Source organism: Pantoea sp. PNA 03-3 (genome assembly GCF_003201175.1).
Taxonomy (GTDB): Bacteria; Pseudomonadota; Gammaproteobacteria; order Enterobacterales; family Enterobacteriaceae; genus Pantoea; species Pantoea stewartii.
In genome coordinates, this window is record NZ_QICO01000001.1 from 115,454 (window position 1) to 137,265 (window position 21,812).

The window sequence follows — 21,812 nt, forward strand, 5'->3', positions numbered from 1 at the left end:
CAGTCCCCTATTTAATCTTTTTTTGATTGGATGTTCAATATAAATAGAAACCTTGTTAGGATGCTGTGTCTTAAAAGTTGAGTAAGTGAAGCGGTAAGTGTGGCAGATTCGTTAGTTTTGACCAGAATGTAACGGCAGGAAACGAAGCGTAAAAAACACTTACCCCTCGGGACACCGGATGTTTTTACCGGTTTGAACTCTTGCAAAATTGATAAGCCAACAACCAGAGGTAAACGATGATGAGTCCACCAGCGAGTGAAAAAGACAGAATCAACCCCGTGGTGTTCTACACCTCCGCAGGATTGATTCTGACCTTTTCACTCATCACTATTTTATTCAGCAGCGAAGCCGCCAACTGGATACTGAGGGCGGTAAACTGGGTGTCCGAAGCGTTTGGCTGGTATTACATGTTGGCCGCCACGCTTTACATCGTGTTCGTGGTGTATATCGCCTGTTCCCGTTTTGGCTCCATTAAACTCGGGCCTGAGCAGTCGAAACCGGAATTCAGCATACTGAGCTGGTCGGCAATGCTGTTTGCCGCCGGTATCGGGATAGACCTGATGTTTTTCTCGGTGGCGGAACCGGTTTCGCAGTATATGCAGCCGCCGGAAGGGGCAGGGCAAACGCTTGAAGCGGCCCGTCAGGCGATGGTCTGGACTCTGTTCCACTATGGCTTAACCGGCTGGTCAATGTACGCCCTGATGGGGATTGCCCTTGGCTATTTCAGCTACCGCTACAATCTGCCCTTAACCATCCGTTCCGCCCTGTATCCCATTTTTGGTAAACGCATTAACGGTCCCATCGGCCACAGCGTAGACATTGCCGCGGTAATTGGGACGATCTTTGGTATCGCTACCACGCTGGGAATTGGTGTGGTGCAGTTAAACTATGGGCTGAAGGTCCTGTTCGATATTCCGGAAGGATTAACGGCGCAGACGGCATTGATTATTCTGTCGGTGATTATTGCCACCATTTCCGTGACGTCGGGCGTTGACAAAGGCATTCGTATTTTATCGGAACTGAATGTGGCGCTGGCTCTCGGCCTGATTCTGTTCGTCCTGTTCGCTGGCAATACCGGCTTCCTGCTTAACGCACTGGTGCTCAACGTAGGGGATTACATCAATCGCTTTATGGGCATGACGCTGAATACGTTTGCCTTTGACCGGCCAACAGAGTGGATGAACAGCTGGACCCTGTTTTTCTGGGCCTGGTGGGTGGCCTGGTCGCCGTTCGTGGGCCTGTTTCTGGCACGTATCTCCCGTGGCCGTACCATCCGTGAGTTTGTGCTCGGTACGCTGGTGATTCCTTTTACCTTTACGCTACTGTGGCTGTCGGTCTTCGGTAACGCGGCCCTGTATGAAATCCTTCATGGCGATGCGGGTTTTGCACAGGAAGTGATGGGCCATGCGGAACGCGGTTTCTACAGTCTTTTGGCGCAGTACCCGGCCTTCAAGCTGAGTGCTTCCGTCGCGACCATTACCGGTATGCTGTTCTATGTGACCTCGGCGGATTCCGGTTCGCTAGTGCTGGGTAATTTCACCTCCAAACTGAAAGACATCAACAGTGATGCGCCGAACTGGCTGCGTATATTCTGGTCAGTCGCCATCGGCGTCCTGACGCTGAGTATGCTGATGACCAACGGCATTACGGCGCTGCAAAATACCACGGTCATCATGGGGCTGCCGTTCAGTTTCGTCATCTTCTTCGTGATGGCAGGGCTGTATAAATCGCTCAAGGTGGAAGATTATCGCCGCGTGAGTGCGACGCGGGATACGGCGCCTTATCTGGCACATGCCACTGACCGCCTGACCTGGAAAAAACGTCTGTCGCGTCTGATGAACTATCCTGGCTCGCGCTACACCCTGAAAATGATGGATGACACGATCTTTCCCGCCATGGAGGACGTGGCAAAAGAGCTGGAGCTGCGTGGCGCGCGCGTCACGCTGGACCGCGTGGCCGCCGACGGGGAGCATCCTCTGGGTTATCTGGACCTGCGCGTACAACTGGGCGAGGAGCAGGATTTCCTCTATCAGGTCTGGCCACAGCAGTATTCCATTCCGGGCTTTACCTACCGCGCGCGCAGCGGGAAATCTACCTATTACCGGCTGGAGACGTTCCTGCTGGAGGGCAGTCAGGGTAATGACCTGATGGATTACAGCAAAGAGCAGGTGATCATCGATATACTCGATCAGTATGAGCGCCACTTGAACTTTATTCATCTGCATCGAGAGGCACCGGGCAGCAACATTACGTTCCCCAGCGCCTGAACCCACAGCCCGTTAGCCGCCAGGTTAACGGGTTTTTTATGGCTGACGGAAAACCCGGCCGCGTAAACATGGTCCACAGCCAGTCAGGTTTTGCCGGAGGCCTACGATACATCCGGGGACAGGGAAATGTGTCATCACTGCCGTCCACGTGACAACGGGAGTTTACTGTCGGAATTGTCCCGACCTAAAGCGGGGCAAATTCAACTATCTTTAAACTTTACAGGACACCAATGACTGTTGTGGACAGGGAGTCGTATGCGAAAAATTCTCAGAACATTTCTGCCGCTTTACACCACCACGTTGTTGATGCTGTTGGGCTCAGGGTTACTCACTACCTACGTGTCACTGCGTCTGGCCCATGATCAGGTTAATGGTGCGCTGATTGGGGCCATCATTGCGGCAAACTATATTGGCCTGGTGATCGGTGGCAAGGTGGGCCACAACCTGATTGCGCGCGTCGGTCATATTCGTGCCTATGTAGCCTGTGCCGGCATTATTACGGCGTCAGTGATCGGACACGGGCTGACAGATTTTATCCCCCTCTGGGTTTTCCTGCGCCTGATCATCGGGCTGTGCATGATGTGCCAGTATATGGTGCTGGAAAGCTGGCTTAACGACCAGGCGGAATCGTCACAGCGTGGGCTAATCTTTGGCTTCTATATGGTGGCGACCTACCTTGGCTTAAGTAGCGGTCAGGTGGTGCTGACCTTACAAAGTGACTTTGGTCTTCAGACGTTGTTAATCGTGGCGCTCTGTTTTGCCCTCTGTCTGGTGCCGATTGCGCTGACGACGCGCACGCATGTTCGCGCGATGTCACCTGCGCCGATGGAACTGGGCTACTTTCTTCGCACCATCCCTAAATTACTCAGCACCACCTTATTAACCGGTATGGTCGTCGGCGCCTTTTATGGCCTGGCGCCGGTGTATGCCAGCAGCAAGGGATTCAGCGATGCGCAGACCGGTATTTTTATGAGCCTGACGATCTTTGCCGGGCTGGTATCGCAGTTTCCTTTAAGCTGGCTGTCCGACCGTTACGATCGTCAGCGGCTGCTGTTTTATATTGCGGCGCTGCTGGCGCTGGCCTGTTTGCCGCTGGTGTTGCTGCCCAGGCTGTCATTTCACTGGGTGCTCGGCATCGCCTTTCTTGCCAGCATGGTGCAGTTTGCCCTCTATCCTTTGCAGGTGGCGCTGGCAAACGATCAGGTGGCGGCGGAGCAGCGCGTTTCACTGACGGCCTGTCTGCTGATGGCGTTTGGTATCGGAGCCAGTATCGGCCCGTTGCTGGTGGGCTCGCTGATGCAGCCTTTCGGCAGTAACATGCTTTATCTGTTCTTCACGGTGTGCACCCTGTTGATTGCTGTGCTGAGCTATGTGAAGAAAGCGCCGCTTCCGTTACCGACTACCGAGGTACCTTTGCCCCACGTGGTGTTACCGGACAGCCTGGCTACCTCGCCTTTAGGCGCGGCGCTTAACCCGGTGCTGGAAGACGAGGCGATTCAGGCGGCGATGGTCACCAGTGATGAGGAGGGCGCAGAGGACGAGGGTGAGAATGAGGACGAAGGCGACGTGACCCAGGCGCGCGACGATGAAAGCCGCAGCAGGGCCACGTCAGGTTCCACATCTTCTGACGGATAAGCGTTACGGGCGATGAAAATCCTCGACAAGCAGTATGGGTTTTGCCACGCTGAAAGCCGTTACCGCAAGGGGGAATGTCATGTTAGAACTGCGCCCAAACTGTGAACGTTGTGATATCGATCTGCCTGCGGCATCGCGTGATGCGCGCATCTGTTCGTTCGAATGTACCTTCTGCGCGACCTGCGCTGAGCAGCATCTGCAGGGGCATTGTCCCAACTGCGGGGGAGAATTAGTGCGACGTCCCATCCGGCCCGCCGCCAAATTGCTGACCCATCCGGCGAAAGCGCGCACCGCCTGAGTTATCAGCATGCATCGCGCCAGAATGCGCCGGCGCGATGCCTGCCGCTTGTGCAGGTCCGTCCGGGCTGAACGACGGTTCTGGCGCTGCTATCAGCAAAACAGAGCCGCATGCGTGACAGTGTCACTTGCAGGATGTGACGGCTTAACGGAATAGCCGACCGTCGCGCACCAGTTCGCGCGGATAGCTGTTTTTAATCCGGCTACCAACCCGTTTTGCCAGCCCCAGCGGCTGAGCCTGATAGGTCACAATCATCTCATCAACGGTGGGCGGGTTTTCAGGGTAGATATCGCGACCGCGAAACCACGCTTCCGCTTCCGCCTCATTCAGTTCGACTGTCTGCGCTGGACGTGGTGACGCCAGCGCGACAACGGCCTCATGTTGCCAGCGATAACCCTTCGCAAAGGTTTCAGCCAGTTTCAGGCCAATCCGCGAAAAACGGACCTGCCCTAACAGCGGGACGATGTCGGCGGGGAACAGCCAAATCTCTTTATCGCGTTGCCACAGTTGCAGGCGCTCATCCCACTGAAGCGCCACCTTCGCGGCCGCCTGAACAATATCGTTTTCCAGTTTGCGGTTTACGGGGGTAAACGGGAGCTTGCCGACTTTGTATGTCGGCGCAGGCAGCCGCTCAACAGAGGCGATTTTGCGTAACCGCGCGACAAAGAAGCCTTCACTGTCAAATAGCTGAGGAAAGACGTGCAGGTAACCTTCGGGCGTGGCTGCCTGTTCTGCGCCTGGAAACAGCGTCGTCAGCGGCGCAACCTCGACGGCTGCGGGGTAGCGCGCCAGCAGCCAGGCCACAACCTGTTGGTTTTCGATCGGATTGAGTGTGCAGGTGGAGTACACCAGCGTACCGCCAGGCTTCAGGGCATGAAACGCGCTGTCAATCAGATCGCGTTGGGTCTGGGCGATATCGTGGGTGCTGGCAAGCGACCAGTTTTTCAGCGCATCCGCATCTTTACGTATCACGCCTTCGCCAGAGCAGGGCGCATCCAGCAGGATCGCATCGAACTGTTCCGGCAGCGCAGGCCCAAAGACGCGGGCGTCAAAGTGAGTCAGCGCGGTATTGGTCACGCCACAGCGGGTAATGTTCGCGTGCAGCACTTTTACCCGGCTGGAAGAGAACTCATTAGCAAGGACAATTCCCTGGTTGTGCATTCGGGCGGCAATCTGTGTTGTTTTCGAGCCGGGGGCGGCCGCCATATCCATGACATGCTGTGCATCGGGACAGGCATCAAACAGCGCCGTCACCGGCAGCATCGAGCTGGCTTCCTGAATATAAAACAGGCCACTCAGATGCTCTGCCACGCTACCCAACGGTAAACTTTCATCCTCCCGGCTGATCCAGAAGCCGTCTTCACACCACGGCACCGGCGTAAGCTGCCAGCCGTACTGAGCCGTTTGGGCCAGAAACGCGCTGACGCTGATTTTTAACGTATTGACTCGGAGGCTGCGGCGTAACGGCTGCTGGCTAATGTCGATAAACTGCTGCAGGCTGGCCTCATCGGGCAGGCTCTGGCGCATAAGGTCAAGGAAATCGGCAGGAAAACGTGAAGCGGCGTCGGACACGGATAAGTTCTCTTTGAGGCAAAGGCGGGAGTGTAACACGCGGAAAGAAAACGGGCAGCCTGGCTGCCCGTTTTGGAAGGATTAAGGTTGGTTCGGGTCAGGAATGGCCGTACCCCAGTTACGCCACTCTTTCGGCGGTTCGTCCTGCAGCAGGAAGTGCTTGTTCGCATTCGCCTGCGGGGCCAGCGGGACCGTCGGTGGCGTAGCAAACTGAATGCCGCCGCGGATAAATTGCTGGAAGGTACCGGTTTTCACCACACCGCCAATCAGCCCAAAGTCCAGGTTATAGCCGGAGGCGAGCCAGAACACCGAGTTATTACGTACCAGATGCTGATATTTCTTACTGATGCGCAGGGCGATTTGCACGCGATCCGCCATATTACCCAACGAGGTGCCGGTCACGGTACCGACTTCGACGCCCCGGAACAGGACCGGCGTCCCTAATGACAGAGAACCCGCTTCGGTGGCATCCACATAGATGTTCAGGCCGTTGAGGTAACGCGAGTCGGTGATGGTGCTTTCCTGCAGCTCAAAGGTCCGCGCGCCGCGTCCTTTACCCGGGTCAACGTTAACGTAAGGCTGCAGGATCGTCTCCAGATGATTCACCCCGGCGGCCGAAATCTCGGGCGACACCACGGAGAAACGACTGTCGACGCGCGCGAAGTTCTGCACGTATTCAGGGTAAAGTACGGCTTTGGCCACCACCTGATTATTGTCATCACTCAACGACAGCGATTCGATCTGACCCACGTTAATGCCCAGATAGCGAATCGGCATGCCCGCGGACAGTTTGCTGGCATCATAAGTGTGCAGGGTAATCTGGCTGCCCACCGCGCGAGCGGCCGTTTCGGACGGATAAAGCACGCGTTTTACGCCTTTATCCACTTTCGCCCCGGTCAGGTTGTCAAAGCTGATCGCGCCTTTTAAAGCCCGGTTCAGCGGGGAGGCCTGCACCGTTAATCCGCTGCCGTTAAGCTGCACGCGTGCGCCGCCTTCCGCCCAGAAGACACTTTCGTTGGTGAGGAGCTTACGGTATTCCGGTTTGATATGAACGGCGATATCAAACGCATCCGCGCGCGGTGTGACTTTCGTGATTTCGCCCACCTGGAACTTGCGGTACAGCACGACAGATCCCGCCTGAACATCCGGCAGACTTTTCGCGGTCAGCATCAGCGTGGTCGACGGACCGTCACCCACAATACCTTCCTCCGCACGTTCCGCATCCGCAAACAGCGGATAGGTGGCTTTTGGCGCGCCGCGCTTGCCGGGATCCAGACGAATACCGCCATCGACCCATTCACGTGCGCTGGCTCCCAGCACCTGCATGCCGTCCAGACCGAATTTCACATCAAGACGACTGTTCACGATGAATTTACTGTCGCTGTGCACCAGTTGCCGGTGGTCAGGATTAATTGCCACAACAAAATTCACCCCATTTTCATCCAGATCGCGCGAGATGACCTGGCCGATTTTCATACCGTATAACATCAGCGGTTGCCCCGCATCGATGCCATAGCTCTCCGGCGCGCTGAGTTTTACGGTGAGCACATTGGGTTGCTGTAGCAGCGTTTTGTCAGGCGCAACCACGGTAAAATGCTGTGCGGGTGGACCGTCGCCGGGCACCAGTTCAAAGGTATTGCCGGTCAGCAGACTGCTCAGGCTGGTGTCAGTCAGGCTGAGTTTCGGACTGTGCATTTCAATGCGTGTGCCTTCGCGCATCAGGCCGACCACAGACGGATCAACCGTCATCTCGCCGGTGACTTTGCCGCCGTCCTGCAGATTCAGTTTGGTGAGCGTCCCGACTTCCAGACCCTGGTACATTAGCGGCGTTCGGTTAGCCGACAGGTTATCGCCGTTGGGCAGGTCGAGGCTAATCAGCACACCGCGCTGGCTGTGAGCCAGGTCAGGATAAAGGGTGTAATTCTGGTCGCTCTTTGCGGCTTCCGCGCCTTCGGGCGAGTCAAAGGCAATCGCGCCATTGACCAGCGCCGCCAGGCTTTCCAGCTGCACTTTGGCACCGCTCAGGCTGACATCGGCGTTCAGGCCGGACACGTTCCAGAAACGGCTGTTGGTTTTCACCAGGTTGACGAAGCGACGTTCGATAAGCACGTCAATTGACACGCCGTTGTTTTGACCGTTGATACTGTAGTCGTACACGCGGCCTACCGGAATTTTGCGGTAATAGACCAGTGAGCCGGTATTCAGCGAGCCCAGATCCGGTGCATGAAGGTGGATCATCAGCTCGCCGGTATTAACACGGTATTTCGGTTGCGTATCCAGGGCGGTGAAGGTGTCGCTCTCTTTACCATCGCCCGGCATCATGCCGATGTAGTTACCGCCGACCAGCGCATCAAGGCCGGAAACCCCGGCCAGCGAGGCTTTCGGTGTCACCAGCCAGAATTGCGTATTCTCACGCAGCGCATCACGCATATCACTTTTGATACTGGCTTTGATCTGTATCTTGCGATAGTCGTCGCTCAGGTTGATGCCCTGCACGGTACCGACTTCCACGCCCTGATAGCGCACAGGCGTGCGCCCGGGCACAATCCCATCTGCCGTCTGGAAATTAATGGTGATTGTAGTGCCGCGCTCCTGAAAATTCGTCCATAGCAGCCAGCCCGCAATCAGCATGGCGATAACGGGCAGCAGCCAAAAAGGGGAAATTTTACGCTTATTACGCAGCGTAGCATTAGTCGGTGTAGTCGGCGTTTCCTGTTGCATGTGCATCCCAGAGCAGGCGGCTATCCAGCCACTCAACGGCCATAATGGTCAGGATCACAGCCGCGCCAAAGTAAAACGCGGCAGGTCCCATGGTAAAAGCCAGTAACTGGTCACGATTGACCAGTGACATGGTTAACGAAATGACAAACAGATCCAGCATAGACCAGCGACCGACCCAGGTTACAAAACGCAGGAGACGGATGCGGGTTTTCAGGCCTTGCTCGCAGCGAAAATGAATGCTGAGAAGCAGCGCCAGCATGACCAGAACCTTGGTAAAGGGCACTAAGATACTGGCGATAAAGACGATGGCGGCGACCGGAATATTACCGGATGCGAGGGAAAGAATGCCGGAGAAGATCGTATCTTCCCGCCGCGAGCCATTGAGGTACACCACCGAAATGGGCAGCAGATTGGCCGGGATCAGCAGCACAATGGAGGCGATGAGCGCAGCCCAGGATTTTTGCAGGCTGTGACGGCGACGGAAGTCGAGCGGTGTATGGCAGCGGGGGCAACGGCCTCGTGCGTCGGGAACATCGGTATAATGGCAGTTGAGACAAACCTGCAGATCCTCCCGTCGCGTCACCTGAGGCTGTTGCGGATAAAAGTGTTCCCATAGCTGCTCAATATTGAGATGAATCAGCGTCATCACGCTCAGGACGGTCAGGGCAATGTAGGCTACCAGACCGTAGCCCATTTCGAGATCGGCGTATTCCTGAACTTTAATCGACGCCACCGCGATGCCAATCAGGAAAATGTCCAGCATGACCCACTCTTTCAGCTTCTCCAGCATCAGCAGAACCGGGCGCAGATTCATGCCCAAACGCTGGCCCAGCGCCAGGTAGCCAATGCCGGCCACAAGCGTGACGGGTGCACCGATAGTACAGAACGCCACCATGGAGGCCGTTAACACGTTGCCCTGCAGCGTCATCTGCACAATGCCTTCCAGCAGGCTGGCGTTAATGCGCATACCCAGCAGCCGGATATCAATCAACGGCATGCTGAAGGCGAACGGCATCAGGACCAGCATGGTGGCCGCCATCGCCAGCAGACGCGTCATCGACCAGTCATAGCCGCTGACAATTTGCGCATTACAACGGGGGCAATGTGCCGACTGATGCGATTTCACATCTGGTAAGGAAAAAAGGGTATCGCATTGCGGACAACGCTGATAACGTGCGTGGGGCAATGTCTCGCTAATCGCGTGAATTTTCATAAAGAGTGCAGGGTTCGCTTATTGTTATTTACGCAAAGGGTTGTTAAGACATTGCTGTGTACCTGTTTCGGGTATCACGCTTCGATCCACAGAATGTTAAGGTTATAGTAACTAACGCTATGATTCACCTTATGGCTATGGATTTTTAGTGCTTATTTTTAACTGGCGGAGTGGTTAGCCGCCCGGATGTCACTGGTAACGGTTGAATAATGAACAAAACTGCCTTTTACGCCGATTTAGATCGCGATATGCGCGCCTTGCTGGCGGGAGAAACGGCGTTCCTCGCCGCGATGGGTAACTTTAGCGCGCTGTTGTATGAACGTCTCGAAGGCGTGAACTGGGCAGGCTTCTACCTGCTGACGGAAGCAGACACACTGGTGCTTGGCCCGTTCCAGGGTAAAATTGCCTGTGTGCGCATCCCCGTGGGTAAAGGTGTCTGTGGTACAGCGCTGGCGCAAAATCAGGTCCAGCGTGTAGATGATGTGCATGCGTTTCCGGGGCACATCGCCTGCGATGCGGCCAGTAATGCTGAAATTGTGATTCCTCTGAAAGTAAACGGTCACGTTGTGGGCGTGCTGGATATCGACAGTGTGGAATACAATCGCTTTGATAGTGATGATGAAAAAGGGCTGGTAGCCTTGACTGACGGGCTTTGCGACGTGCTCGCGAACACGGACTTAGAAAAATATTTGCAGCTGACGCGTAGCTAATCGACTGGATTGCATGGCATTTAGCGATGTTGTCATTATAATGTCGCCTGTTCATGCCTGCTCTGGTCGGCAAACCCGTAGTAATCAGGAAATTTCATGGAAAATCAACCTAAGTTGAATAGCAGTAAAGAAGTCATTAGCTTTCTGGCGGAGCGCTTTCCGCACTGCTTTAGCGCTGAAGGTGAAGCGCGTCCGCTCAAAATCGGTATCTTTCAGGATCTGGTCGAGCGCGTTCAGGGCGAAATGAACCTGAGCAAAACACAGTTACGTTCAGCATTACGTCTTTATACCTCCAGCTGGCGCTATCTGTACGGTATTAAAGCGAGTGCGACCCGCGTGGATCTCGACGGCAATCCGTGCGGTGTTCTCGATGAGCAGCACGTTGAGCATGCCCGCAAGCAGCTGGAAGACGCGAAAGCGCGTGTTCAGGCGCAACGCGATCAGCAGCGGGCCGCGCGTCGTGAAGCCGGTGAGGGCGAAGAAGGGGCCAGCGCGCCACGTCGTCCACGCAAACCTGCTCCGCGTAAAGCCGCAGAGGGTGACGCCGCGCGTAAGCCGCGTCCGCAGTCTGCTGAGCGTCCTACTGCATCGCAGCATCGCAAACCGGCACCCCGTCCGGAGCAGCAGCAGGCTAAACCCATCACTGATACCTCAACTTTGCAACCCGGCCAGAGTATTAAAGTTAAAGCAGGCAAAAGTGCAATGGACGCAACCGTTCTGGAAGTTTCTAAAGACGGCGTCCGGGTACAGCTCGCTTCCGGCATGGCAATGATTGTGCGCGCAGAACACCTGCAGTTCTGAAACGGAGGCTGACCCCGGCATGAACACCTTGTTAAAAGTTGGATTGATCGCGGGCCTGCTGTTGTCAGGCCCTTCCTTTGCCGCCGAGAACATCACTCGTGCCGATCAAATTCCTCAGTTGCATGAAGATCCCCAGGATCCTACCGTCAGCGAGCGCGTCACCTCACGGTTCACGCGTTCTCACTATCGTCAGTTCGATCTGGACGGGGCGTTTTCCGCCAAAATTTTTGACCGCTACCTCAACATGCTCGACTACAGCCACAACGTGCTGCTGGCGTCGGATGTAGCACAGTTTGCCAGCAAGAAAACACAGCTGGGTGACGAACTGCGTAGCGGTAAGCTGGATATTTTTTACGATCTTTATAATCTGGCCCAGAAACGCCGCTTCGAACGCTATCAGTACGCGCTCACGGTCCTGGCTCGCCCGATGAACTTTACCGGTAATGACACCATCGATATTGACCGTTCCAAAGCGCCCTGGCCGAAAGACCAGAACGAATTAAATGCGCTGTGGGATGCCAAGGTGAAATACGATGAGTTGAGCCTGAAGCTGGCCGGTAAAGACGAAAAAGAAATTCGTGACGTGCTGACCAAACGCTATAACTTCGCCATCCGTCGCCTGGCACAGAGCAACAGCGAAGATGTGTTCCAGTTGGCAATGAATGCATTTGCCCACGAAATCGATCCGCACACCAACTATCTGTCGCCGCGCAATACCGAGCAGTTCAATACTGAAATGAGCCTGTCGCTCGAAGGGATTGGCGCCGTACTGCAGATGGATGACGATTATACCGTGATCAATTCTATGGTCGCAGGTGGCCCGGCGGCGAAAAGTAAAGCCATCACCGTTGGCGATCGTATTGTCGGCGTCGGTGAGCCAGGCAAGCCAATGGAAGATGTGATTGGCTGGCGTCTGGATGATGTCGTCGCCAAAATTAAAGGACCGAAAGGCAGTAAGGTTCGCCTTGAAATCCTGCCTGCCGGTAAAGGTACTAAAACCCGCATTGTGACACTGACGCGTGAGAAAATCCGTCTGGAAGATCGCGCCGTTAAGATGAGTATTCACAATGTGGGCAAACAGAAAGTCGGCGTACTGGATATTCCGGGCTTCTACGTGGGCCTGACCGATGATGTCAAAGTGCAGTTGCAGAAACTGCAAAAGCAGAATGTCGACAGCATCGTGATTGATCTGCGGACCAACGGCGGTGGCGCACTGACCGAGGCGGTCTCACTGTCTGGCCTGTTTATCCCAAGTGGCCCCGTGGTGCAGGTGCGCGACAATAACGGTCGCATACGTCAGGACAGCGATAACGACGGCATTGTGTACTATAAAGGGCCGCTGGTGGTGCTGGTTGACCGCTTCAGTGCGTCTGCCTCTGAAATCTTTGCGGCGGCAATGCAGGACTATGGGCGTGCGCTGATTGTTGGCGAGCCGACCTTTGGTAAAGGCACCGTTCAGCAGTATCGCTCGCTGAACCGCATTTACGATCAGATGCTGCGTCCGGAATGGCCTGCGCTGGGATCGGTTCAGTACACGATTCAGAAGTTCTACCGTATTAACGGTGGCAGTACACAGCGTAAAGGCGTCACCCCCGATCTGCTGATGCCTACCGGCGTTGAAGCGGCGGAGACAGGCGAGAAGTTTGAAGATAACGCCTTACCGTGGGACAGCATCACGGCTGCCACCTACGCGAAAACCGGGGATGTGAAAGCGCTGGTGCCGCAGTTGACGAAAGAACATGATGAACGTATCGCGAAAGATCGTGAGTTCCAGTACATCATGAAGGACATTGCCCGCTTTAATGCCATGAAGGACAAGCGCAATATCGTGTCGCTCAATCTTGCTCAACGCGAGAAAGAGAACCACGAAGACGATGCGCTGCGTCTGGAACGCATTAATGCGCGCTATCAGGCCGAAGGCAAAAAGCCGCTGAAGAGCCTGGATGACCTGCCTAAGGATTACAAAGAACCCGATCCTTATCTGGATGAAACCGTCAAGATTGCCAACGATCTGGCGCAGCTGGAAAAGACGCTTCCCGACGCGTCCGCAGCGAAAAGCAACTGATACGTTCTGGTTTAATAAAAAGCACCGCACTGCGGTGCTTTTTTTATGATAAGTCTGGCAAGGATGCGTTACGTTAATGTGTTGTACTGCGCGCATTCAGTAGGGTTGCGGTAAAGGTTATGTCATATTGTAAAGTTATGTCTTTTTAGGCACTTAAACGTTAAGGTCGCTTGAAAACCCGCACAATGCTCATAGGATATGTATCCGCGCATGAGCGCATGAACTACTGAGGATGATTAACCGTTATGATGCGTATTGCTCTTTTCCTGCTGACCAACCTGGCAGTGATGTTGGTATTCGGGCTGATTCTCAGCCTGACAGGAATTCAGTCAAGCAGTGTTCAGGGCCTGATGATTATGGCAGGTCTGTTTGGCTTCGGCGGTGCGTTTGTCTCACTGCTGATGTCGAAGTGGATGGCGTTGCGTTCGGTCGGCGGTGAAGTGATTGAACAACCACGCAACGAAACCGAGCGCTGGTTGTTAGAGACCATTAGCCAGCAGGCCCGGCAGGTTGGTATTGCGATGCCGCAGGTCGCGATTTACCACGCGCCTGACATCAACGCCTTTGCAACCGGTGCCCGCCGTAATGCGTCACTGGTGGCTGTATCGACCGGGCTGCTGCAAAACATGAGCCGCGACGAGGCTGAAGCGGTGCTGGCGCACGAAGTCGCGCATATTGCCAACGGCGACATGATCACCATGACCCTGATTCAGGGCGTCGTGAACACCTTTGTGATTTTCGTTTCGCGTATTCTGGCGCAGATTGCGGCAGGCTTCATGTCTGGTAACCGCGATGGGGAAGAAAGCAGCAACGGTAATCCGCTGGTATACTTTGCCGTTTCTATGGTGCTGGAACTGGTGTTTGGTATCCTTGCCAGCATCATTACCATGTGGTTCTCTCGTCACCGTGAGTTCCATGCGGATGCCGGTTCAGCGAAACTGGTGGGCCGTGAGAAGATGATTGCGGCACTGCAGCGCCTGAAAACCAGCTACGAGCCGCAGGAGCCCAGCAGCATGATGGCGTTTTGTATCAACGGTAAAGGGAAGTCATTCAGCGAGCTGTTTATGTCGCATCCCCCGTTAGATAAACGTATTGAAGCGCTGCGTAGCGGCGAATACCTGAAGTAACCCGGCAAAAAGGCGACTGAGAAGTCGCCTTTTTTTATCACTGTACGCGCGGTGTTTTTATGCGCGACAGACTGAGCAGGGCCGCTGCGGTTGAGAATCCAGCCGCCAGTAACAGCGCCGCATGGGTGCCGTCATTGCCCAGCCAGTTGAACATCAGCGCCACCAGTGCGGCACCGCTGCTCTGACCCAGCAACCGTGCCGTGCCCAGCATACCGCTGGCACCACCGCTGCGTTGACGCGGAGCGGAGGTAATAATGGTGTGGTTATTCGGGGACTGAAACAGGCCAAAGCCCGCCCCGCACAGCATCATGCGCCAGATAATGTCCATGTCGTCTGGCTTCGCAGGTAAGTGAGCCAGCAGAAAAAGCCCGATGGCAAACAGGGCCAGCCCTAATCCCCCGAGTAAGCCCGCATGCACTCGTTCAATTAAACGTCCCGCGACCGGTGAGAGCAGCATGGTGGCCAGCGGCCACGGCGTAAGCAATAAACCGGTTTCGACCTCTGTACGCCCCAGCACGCTTTGCAGGTAGAAGGGCAGTGATACCATCGCCAGCATCTGCGCGCAGAAAGAGCAGACGGAGGTGCACATCGACAGGGCAAAAATAGGGATGCGCAGCAAATCAACCGGCAGCAACGGCACGGCCATCGTCAGCTGGCGTCGGATAAAAAAGTAGCCCACCACAAGCAGCGTGATAAGTTCTCCTGCGATAAGCCAGATCGATTGTCCCTGGGCAAAGCCACCCAGCGCCGAAATAAGCAGGCCGAAAAAGAGCGCATTCATTACCGCACTGGTGACATCAAACTTCTGTGTTTTGGCCCGTTGCGGGTTATCCGGCAGATAACGTAACGCCAGCCAGAGCGTGACAACGCCCAGGGGCAGGTTGATCAGGAACAACCAGCGCCAGCTGGCAAATGAGAGGATGGCTGCCGCAACCGTGGGGCCGGCAGCCGTCGAGATCGCCACCAGCAGGGCGTTGATCGCGATGCCGCGGCCCAGATAACGTGGGGGATAAATGATACGAATCAGGGCGGTGTTAACGCTCATGATCGCCGCACCCCCCAGGCCCTGAAGCACCCGGCCCAGCGTAAGCAGGGGAAGGGAGGGCGAAAGGGCGCAAAACACCGACGTGATGGCAAACACCACCAGCCCTGCCTGGTACACGCGGCGGTAGCCGACGATATCGCCTAAAAAGGACAACGACAGTAGCGAGGCGACAATGGCAATCTGATAAGCATTAATCACCCATACTGACTGGGCCGGACTGGCCTGTAGCTCACGTGAGATGGTTGGCAGCGCGACATTGGCAATCGATCCATCCAGTACCGCCATGATAAGGCCGATGGCGATCGTCAGAATAGCCCAGTAGCGCTGGGGTACTGCGAGTCCGCCGTCAGAAGAGGAAAGTGACATAGAGGCTAATATTAAAGAGTGTGAATATCATCATGCTAATCAATTGGCCGCCAAATTGCATCGTACCCACGGAAAAAATATATTTTAGAGATGTTTCAAACCCGGAAGATTGCCGGGATCGGCGCTGTCACTCTATACTGCAACTCTGTTCCAGTTTTTTTGAAACACGTATTCAGGGTGACAAATGGCCGCTGACGAAAAGGATAAACAGCCGGATGCCGTCTCTTCGGTGCAAAAAGTATTCGGGATTTTGCAGGCATTAAGCGAAGAGCGCGATCACGGTATTACCGAGCTGGCACAACGGCTGATGATGTCCAAAAGTACGGTCTACCGATTCCTGCAAACCATGAAAGCATTAGGTTATGTCGCGCAGGAAGGGGAAAGTGAGAAATATTCGCTGACCTTGAAACTGTTTGAGGTGGGATCCAACGCGTTGCAGCATAGCGATCTTATCCGCAGCGCCGATGTACACATGCGCGAGTTATCGCGTCTGACCAAAGAGACAATCCATCTGGGCGCGCTGGATGACGACAGCGTGGTCTATGTGCATAAAATTGACTCGCTGTATAACCTGCGTATGGCCTCACGTATTGGTCACCGCAATCCACTGCACTCCACCGCACTGGGAAAAGTGTTGTTGGCCTGGCGCAGTCGGGAGGAGGTGAATGCCATTCTGGAGCGTATGACGTTCACTATTAACACCGCCAACACCTTACCGGACGCAGGCGCGTTACGCGAAGCACTGGGTCAGGTCAGGGCACAGGGTTATGGTGAGGATAACGAAGAACAGGAGGTGGGCGTGCGCTGCATCGCCGTGCCCGTTTTTGATCGCTTTGGTGTTGCCGTCGCCGGACTGAGCCTTTCCTTTCCCACGCTGCGCTTTTCTGCCGCGAACAAGCAACAGTATGTGACGCTGTTACGTGAAGCGGGCCAACGTCTTTCGTCAGAGCTGGGCTATACCGGCAATGACGGGGGTTAAAAAAAAGCGGGCCAGTTGGCCCGCTCCTCCGTTATCCGTTGTCGACCACTTCGCTACTTTTCTTTAGCAGCGGGCAATCCGTCACGCCCACCACGCCGCTGTCTGTATGCAGATATTGCGCGGTCACCATCCCTCTGGCGGTCAGATAGTTACATTTCAGCCCCAGTCCCGCGGCATTCTTGTTGCTGCCCGCCAGCACGCCGTAACCTGTGAACAGCATAGCCAGCCAGAGGATGCCGATAACGATAATCGCCCGAATGAAGAGTTTCATTGTATCTCCTTATGATACCCACGCAGCGTTCCAGTGACTGCTGCTTAACATGATGTACAGGATTAGCATGCCTCGCTTTCAGGCAGGATGCGATCAGAGATAACTGAAAGCGCAGAAAGCGCTATATCGCTGACGTCACCATTATCTTTTGCGGCGGCGCGGAGTAGAATAGACGGTCGTTCTTTTTTTGTGATTTCATCAGGTATCTTGAGGCAGTTATGAATGAGTTAGCCGCGAATGCGGGACCGGTAATCAGTTACGGCGTTTTTCTGCTGGCGCTGATTGTGGCATTAATGCTGTGGTTTTACGTTAATCGCGCCAGCGTTCGGGCGAACGAACAGGTTGCGTTATTGACGTCATTGTTAGAAGAGCAAAAGAAACAGAATGCACTGCTGAGGCGGATGATTGAGGCGCAGAATGGTGCAGATGAGCCGTCCCCCGAAGCGCCGTCGGAAAACGACGGACTGATTCGTTTAATCCCGGAACGTTAACCCTGCATGGAGGCCGGATGGCCTGGAAAAATCCCTGGTATGACAGCAGTAAACCCCATCACACCGCTGAGGGGTTTCGTAACCCTGAGCCCGACAGCCGCCAGCAAGGTGACCTGCAGCGCTGGCGACGTGAACGCAAAGCCCAGGGATTACCCCATCCGCCTCGTCAGGGCTATGACCAGTTTATTACGCAGTGGTGGCAACCTGCCGATCTGAACGGGGAGGATGACCGTCTCTGGTGGCTGGGCCATGCGGCGCTGCTGATGCGCATAAACCAACACTATATTCTGATTGATCCCGCGCTGTCCCGGCGGGCTTCCCCTTTGCCGTTTATCGGGCCTGAACGTAAAACGCCGTCTCCGCTGGCCATTGACCAGTTACCGCGGCTGGATTACGTCCTGATATCCCATAATCATTACGATCATCTGGATAAGCCTACCATCAAACAGATTGTGCGCCGCTTTCCGGACACTATTTTTCTGGTGCCGCTGGGGCTGGCGGAGTGGTGTAAGCGTCATGGGGTCAAACAGGTGCATGAGCTTGACTGGTGGCAACATAAAGTGTTTGCGGGAATACAGTTTGATGCGGTCCCTGCGCGCCACTGGAGCATGCGCACCGTTACTAATCGCAACCGAACCCTGTGGTGCGGTTGGGTGATCAGGACCGCTTCGCTGCGGTTTTGGTTTTCCGGTGACAGCGGCTACAGCGACAGTCTTCTGGCGATTGCGCAGCATTATGGCCCCTTTAATCTGGCCGCTTTGCCGATAGGCGCTTATGCTCCGCGCTGGTTTATGGGGGCACAACACATGGATCCCCAGCAGGCGGTGGCGTTGTGGCGCGCGATAGGTCAGCCACTGACCCTTCCCATTCACTGGGGCGTTTTCGAACTGGCGGATGAGTCACTGGATGCGCCCCCGGCTGAACTCCAGCGAGCACTCGCGCAGAGCGGCGAGGGTCAGCAAAATTTTGCGCCCTGGAAAATTGGGGCGAGCCACAGTCTGAGCGATCTCAATCCGACCTAATCCGAAATACGGGGCCCTGTGTTTGTGAAACGGCAAGGCTCCGGCGTATTCGCTTTTTATTTCTTTTATGCGCGCGGGGTAATTCAAACGTCAGCTGTCAAGAAAATGATTAGTGCGGAGGGGAAGTCTCAACTTTTGATTTTACTAATAATAATTTTTATATTTGTACGAAATAATAAAAGCTGTACAAGATGAAGCCGTCCGGGTTTACCGTTCCCCTTATCCATTCCTTTATTTGGTGCATTATTGCCATATTAGTGCAATGTAATTTATTTATTGTCATACATCATGATAAAAGCAGGAAAAGTAGTACGTTATCCCATCCGGGATGCAGGAAGCCTTTATTTTATCGTGAAGTTATGACGGTCGCTGGGTTTCGGTTCGCAGCATTTTGTACCATAAAGTACATTCTCTGGGAGCTACCCTGCAATTATGCAAAAACTAACGATCGACATATTAAAAATGGCTTGCCATTATTTAGCGGATATGTGATAACAATTCGTGGGTTAAACGAGGTACAGTTCTGTTTATGTATGGCATCTTCAGTAAAGAAGTTACGAGTAAAGACGTTGACGTTGAATACCGCTTCCTTGCCGAACTTTAATCAGTGCCTCATTCAGTAATGTCTCTGTTTTATCTGTAGGTTAGCCTCCGGGCAAATAAACACTTTAAGGAATTAGTAAAATGGCAAAGATTAAAGGTCAGGTTAAGTGGTTCAACGAGTCTAAAGGCTTCGGTTTTATCACTCCAGCTGACGGTAGCAAAGACGTGTTCGTACACTTCTCTGCTATTCAGGGCAACGGCTTCAAAACGCTGGCCGAAGGCCAAAACGTTGAGTTCGAAATTCAGGACGGCCAGAAAGGCCCGGCAGCTGTTAACGTTACTGCTATCTGATTTCGCCTCAGACGGGTGCCCTGCGCCCGGTCTCAGATATTAAAGCCTTGGCCTTCTGGCCGAGGCTTTTTTTACGCTTTCGCTCGGGTTCCCTGTCGAGTACACTGCTGCGCGTCGATAGATGCCGGAGCGCCTTATGTCCTTGATTTGCCCACTTTGTCACTCTTCCCTGAACCTGACCGAACGCAGCTGGTGTTGCGAAAATCGCCATCAGTTCGATCAGGCGAAAGAGGGCTATGTCAATTTGCTGCCCGTTCAACATAAAGGCTCCCGCGAGCCGGGCGACAGCGCGGAGATGATGCAGGCGCGACGTGACTTTCTGCAGGCCGGTTACTATCAGCCCCTGCGGGACAAGGTGGTTGACGTGCTGAATCAGCATCTGCAGGTACCGGCCGCTCAGATCCTGGATACAGGCTGTGGGGAAGGGTACTACACCGGTGCGCTGGCGGATAACTTTGCGCCAGCGGGCAAGGTCTTTGGCCTGGACGTGGCCAAAATGGCCATTCGGCTCGCGGCGAAGCGCTATCCGCAGGTCCTGTTCTGTGTCGCCTCCAGTCAGCGTCTGCCGTTTGCGGACCATTCCCTTGATGCAGTGGTTCGCATCTATGCGCCCTGTAATGAAGCGGAGCTTAATCGCGTCATCAAACCCGGTGGATACCTGTTAACGGTTACGCCGGGCCCGCACCATCTGGCGCAGTTCAAAGCGCTGATCTATCGCGATGTTCAGCTGCACGCACCGGAAGGGAAAGTGTATCAGGGCTTTCAGCAACGTGCCCGGCATGCGTTAACCTATCCGATGGCCCTTACCGGACAGGCCGCCACCACGTTATTGCAGATGACGCCCTTTGCCTGGCGCGCGCGGCCAGACGTCTGGCAGACGTTAGCCGAAAGCGCGCAGTTTCACTGCGAAGCGGATTTTGTGATAACCCTGTGGCAACGCGACTAACGCGCTTCGACCAGGGTTTGATAAATCCGCTCAAGATCGTCAAGCTGCTGCACGGCGATCAGTAAGCGCCGCTGTTCGAGCTGGATGACTAAAATGCCGTCTTCAGACAGATTCATGCTCTGGATACGGGAATAGGCGATCCAGATACCCGCGAAGAACAATCCCTCCCGTTTCATGACCAGCGTGGGGCGGCGGAGCCAGAACAGCCAGAAGGACAAAAAGCACAGCATCATCAAGAGTGTGGTGGTCAGCACGGGTCCCTGATGCGTGACGTTGTTCCAGAGCAGGATGACCAGTAAACCAATAAAAATCAGGCTGTCGGCTTTATGACGGCGCTGCAGCGGCACACGTAACAACGTCGGGCCTTTACGTCGTGGCAGAATCGCCTCGTCGTAGATCGCAAACACCAGCAGAGCAGCGATGCAGAGAGCGATGATGATGTCCGTCAATGACATGGGGCTTCCTTTCGAGCTTCAGTGGATGTTACCGCCAAAAAAATCGGGAGCCTTGCTCCCGATTGCGTCAGGATTACAGCCCAAGCAGGCCGATCCAGTAGCCGAAGATACCGATAGCAAAGAAACCAACGATGATCCACAGGGCATTGACCTTACGCCGCAGCAGCCACATACAGGCAAAGGTCAACAGGAGCGGGATGATGCCGGGCATTAACTGATCCAGAATCGACTGGACGGTAGTGACTGTGGTCTTGCCGGTCTGGTCGGTAATGCGTGACACCACCAGCGGAATATTGACGTGCGTCCACTTATTGACTAGCGCGCCCATGACAAACAGCCCAAGGATAGAGGCACCTTCGGTCAGTTTTTGCAGGAAGCCACCGCCCATATCGCTGACGATATCAATCCCTTTACGGTAACCGTAGGCCACACCGTAATAACGGGTGAGCAGACGGGCCAGGTTAAACAGGATGAAGAACAGCAATGGACCGAGCAAACTGCCGCTCATTGCGATGCCCGCACCCAGGGCGGCAAACACCGGACGAACCGTTCCCCAGAAAATCGGGTCACCTACGCCAGCCAGCGGCCCCATCAGGCCCACTTTGATGCCGTTTATTGCACCATCATCAATTGCGGCACCATTGGCGCGCTGCTCTTCCATCGCCATGGTCACGCCCAGGACCGGGGCCGCAACATAAGGATGTGTGTTAAAGAACTCAAGGTGACGTTTTATCGCCTGCTTGCGGTCATCGTTGTTTTCAGGATAGAGACGGCGAATCACCGGCACCATAGAAAAACAGAATCCCAGCGCCTGCATACGTTCGAAGTTCCAGGAACCCTGGAACAGGTTTGAGCGTACAAAAACAGCACGGACATCGCCTGGCGTCAGTTTCTTTTCGACTTTTGTTATATCAACCATGTTGTCACCTGTTCC

19 protein-coding genes and 1 pseudogene are annotated in these 21,812 nt (G+C 54.7%); 13 read left to right on the plus strand and 7 right to left on the minus strand.

Annotation, left to right across the window (positions count from 1 at the left end; all coding sequences use genetic code 11):
• Positions 1 to 236 precede the first annotated feature (236 nt).
• The 3 genes from C7433_RS00520 (at position 237) to C7433_RS00530 (ending at position 4,200) form a co-directional block, all read left to right on the plus strand.
• Positions 237 to 2,267 (plus strand): choline transporter, encoded by a 2,031-nt coding sequence (locus tag C7433_RS00520; protein WP_054633657.1) that lies wholly within the window; start codon positions 237 to 239, stop codon positions 2,265 to 2,267.
• Between the two features lie 255 nt (positions 2,268 to 2,522).
• Positions 2,523 to 3,902 (plus strand): MFS transporter, encoded by a 1,380-nt coding sequence (locus C7433_RS00525; protein ID WP_039343111.1) that lies wholly within the window; start codon positions 2,523 to 2,525, stop codon positions 3,900 to 3,902.
• A gap of 79 nt (positions 3,903 to 3,981) precedes the next feature.
• Complete coding sequence (locus C7433_RS00530; protein ID WP_054633659.1) at positions 3,982 to 4,200, plus strand: DUF1272 domain-containing protein; 219 nt, start codon at positions 3,982 to 3,984, stop codon at positions 4,198 to 4,200.
• Positions 4,201 to 4,344: 144 nt separating this feature from the next.
• On the opposite strand, the gene rsmF is transcribed toward C7433_RS00530, so the two are convergent.
• The 3 genes from rsmF to yebS all read right to left on the minus strand — a co-directional run bounded on the left by rsmF (position 4,345) and on the right by yebS (position 9,706).
• Entirely contained in the window at positions 4,345 to 5,772 is a 1,428-nt protein-coding gene (gene rsmF, locus C7433_RS00535; RefSeq protein WP_110267429.1) for a 16S rRNA (cytosine(1407)-C(5))-methyltransferase RsmF, read from the minus strand.
• A gap of 81 nt (positions 5,773 to 5,853) precedes the next feature.
• Entirely contained in the window at positions 5,854 to 8,493 is a 2,640-nt protein-coding gene (locus C7433_RS00540) for a PqiB family protein (protein WP_110267430.1), read from the minus strand.
• On the minus strand, positions 8,462 to 9,706 hold the full coding sequence (gene yebS / locus C7433_RS00545; RefSeq protein WP_033741942.1) for a membrane integrity lipid transport subunit YebS: 1,245 nt from the start codon (positions 9,704 to 9,706) through the stop codon (positions 8,462 to 8,464). The genes C7433_RS00540 and yebS overlap by 32 nt, the downstream gene beginning before the upstream one ends.
• Positions 9,707 to 9,915: 209 nt before the next feature.
• Between yebS and C7433_RS00550 the strand changes: the two genes are divergently transcribed.
• The 4 genes from C7433_RS00550 to htpX all read left to right on the plus strand — a co-directional run bounded on the left by C7433_RS00550 (position 9,916) and on the right by htpX (position 14,409).
• Positions 9,916 to 10,416: a GAF domain-containing protein gene (locus C7433_RS00550; RefSeq protein ID WP_033741940.1), complete on the plus strand. Its 501-nt coding sequence runs from the start codon at positions 9,916 to 9,918 to the stop codon at positions 10,414 to 10,416.
• Between the two features lie 96 nt (positions 10,417 to 10,512).
• The gene (gene proQ / locus C7433_RS00555; RefSeq protein ID WP_110267431.1) at positions 10,513 to 11,217 is read left to right on the plus strand and encodes an RNA chaperone ProQ; all 705 of its coding nucleotides are present in this window, start codon (positions 10,513 to 10,515) and stop codon (positions 11,215 to 11,217) included.
• A 19-nt stretch (positions 11,218 to 11,236) separates the two neighbouring features.
• Positions 11,237 to 13,282, plus strand: coding sequence for a carboxy terminal-processing peptidase (gene prc / locus C7433_RS00560; protein WP_033741935.1), 2,046 nt, complete (start codon positions 11,237 to 11,239; stop codon positions 13,280 to 13,282).
• A gap of 245 nt (positions 13,283 to 13,527) precedes the next feature.
• A complete protein-coding gene (htpX, locus tag C7433_RS00565; RefSeq protein WP_033741934.1) occupies positions 13,528 to 14,409 on the plus strand; it encodes a protease HtpX in 882 nt (293 codons plus the stop codon).
• Between the two features lie 37 nt (positions 14,410 to 14,446).
• On the opposite strand, the gene C7433_RS00570 is transcribed toward htpX, so the two are convergent.
• Positions 14,447 to 15,820 carry an MFS transporter gene (locus C7433_RS00570; protein WP_110267432.1) on the minus strand — a complete coding sequence of 458 codons (1,374 nt, stop codon included), beginning with the start codon at positions 15,818 to 15,820 and terminating at the stop codon, positions 14,447 to 14,449.
• Positions 15,821 to 16,004: 184 nt separating this feature from the next.
• Between C7433_RS00570 and kdgR the strand changes: the two genes are divergently transcribed.
• Positions 16,005 to 16,799 carry a DNA-binding transcriptional regulator KdgR gene (gene kdgR, locus C7433_RS00575; RefSeq protein ID WP_006119473.1) on the plus strand — a complete coding sequence of 265 codons (795 nt, stop codon included), beginning with the start codon at positions 16,005 to 16,007 and terminating at the stop codon, positions 16,797 to 16,799.
• 31 nt (positions 16,800 to 16,830) lie between these two features.
• On the opposite strand, the gene C7433_RS00580 is transcribed toward kdgR, so the two are convergent.
• Positions 16,831 to 17,070 (minus strand): YobH family protein, encoded by a 240-nt coding sequence (locus C7433_RS00580; RefSeq protein ID WP_033741931.1) that lies wholly within the window; start codon positions 17,068 to 17,070, stop codon positions 16,831 to 16,833.
• 218 nt (positions 17,071 to 17,288) lie between these two features.
• Between C7433_RS00580 and C7433_RS00585 the strand changes: the two genes are divergently transcribed.
• The 5 genes and pseudogenes from C7433_RS00585 to rlmA all read left to right on the plus strand — a co-directional run bounded on the left by C7433_RS00585 (position 17,289) and on the right by rlmA (position 20,423).
• Entirely contained in the window at positions 17,289 to 17,561 is a 273-nt protein-coding gene (locus C7433_RS00585; RefSeq protein WP_006119471.1) for a YebO family protein, read from the plus strand.
• A gap of 17 nt (positions 17,562 to 17,578) precedes the next feature.
• The gene (locus C7433_RS00590; RefSeq protein WP_110267433.1) at positions 17,579 to 18,583 is read left to right on the plus strand and encodes an MBL fold metallo-hydrolase; all 1,005 of its coding nucleotides are present in this window, start codon (positions 17,579 to 17,581) and stop codon (positions 18,581 to 18,583) included.
• Positions 18,584 to 19,112: 529 nt separating this feature from the next.
• Positions 19,113 to 19,231 (plus strand): annotated as a pseudogene (locus C7433_RS00595) (DUF2627 domain-containing protein).
• A 36-nt stretch (positions 19,232 to 19,267) separates the two neighbouring features.
• Positions 19,268 to 19,477 carry a transcription antiterminator/RNA stability regulator CspE gene (gene cspE, locus C7433_RS00600; RefSeq protein ID WP_001062678.1) on the plus strand — a complete coding sequence of 70 codons (210 nt, stop codon included), beginning with the start codon at positions 19,268 to 19,270 and terminating at the stop codon, positions 19,475 to 19,477.
• A 136-nt stretch (positions 19,478 to 19,613) separates the two neighbouring features.
• On the plus strand, positions 19,614 to 20,423 hold the full coding sequence (gene rlmA / locus C7433_RS00605) for a 23S rRNA (guanine(745)-N(1))-methyltransferase (protein ID WP_006119468.1): 810 nt from the start codon (positions 19,614 to 19,616) through the stop codon (positions 20,421 to 20,423).
• Here rlmA and C7433_RS00610 read toward each other — a convergent pair.
• Positions 20,420 to 20,878: a DUF986 family protein gene (locus C7433_RS00610; RefSeq protein WP_033741922.1), complete on the minus strand. Its 459-nt coding sequence runs from the start codon at positions 20,876 to 20,878 to the stop codon at positions 20,420 to 20,422. The genes rlmA and C7433_RS00610 overlap by 4 nt on opposite strands.
• 73 nt (positions 20,879 to 20,951) lie before the next feature.
• Positions 20,952 to 21,797: a PTS mannose transporter subunit IID gene (locus tag C7433_RS00615; RefSeq protein ID WP_110267434.1), complete on the minus strand. Its 846-nt coding sequence runs from the start codon at positions 21,795 to 21,797 to the stop codon at positions 20,952 to 20,954.
• Positions 21,798 to 21,812 lie beyond the last annotated feature (15 nt).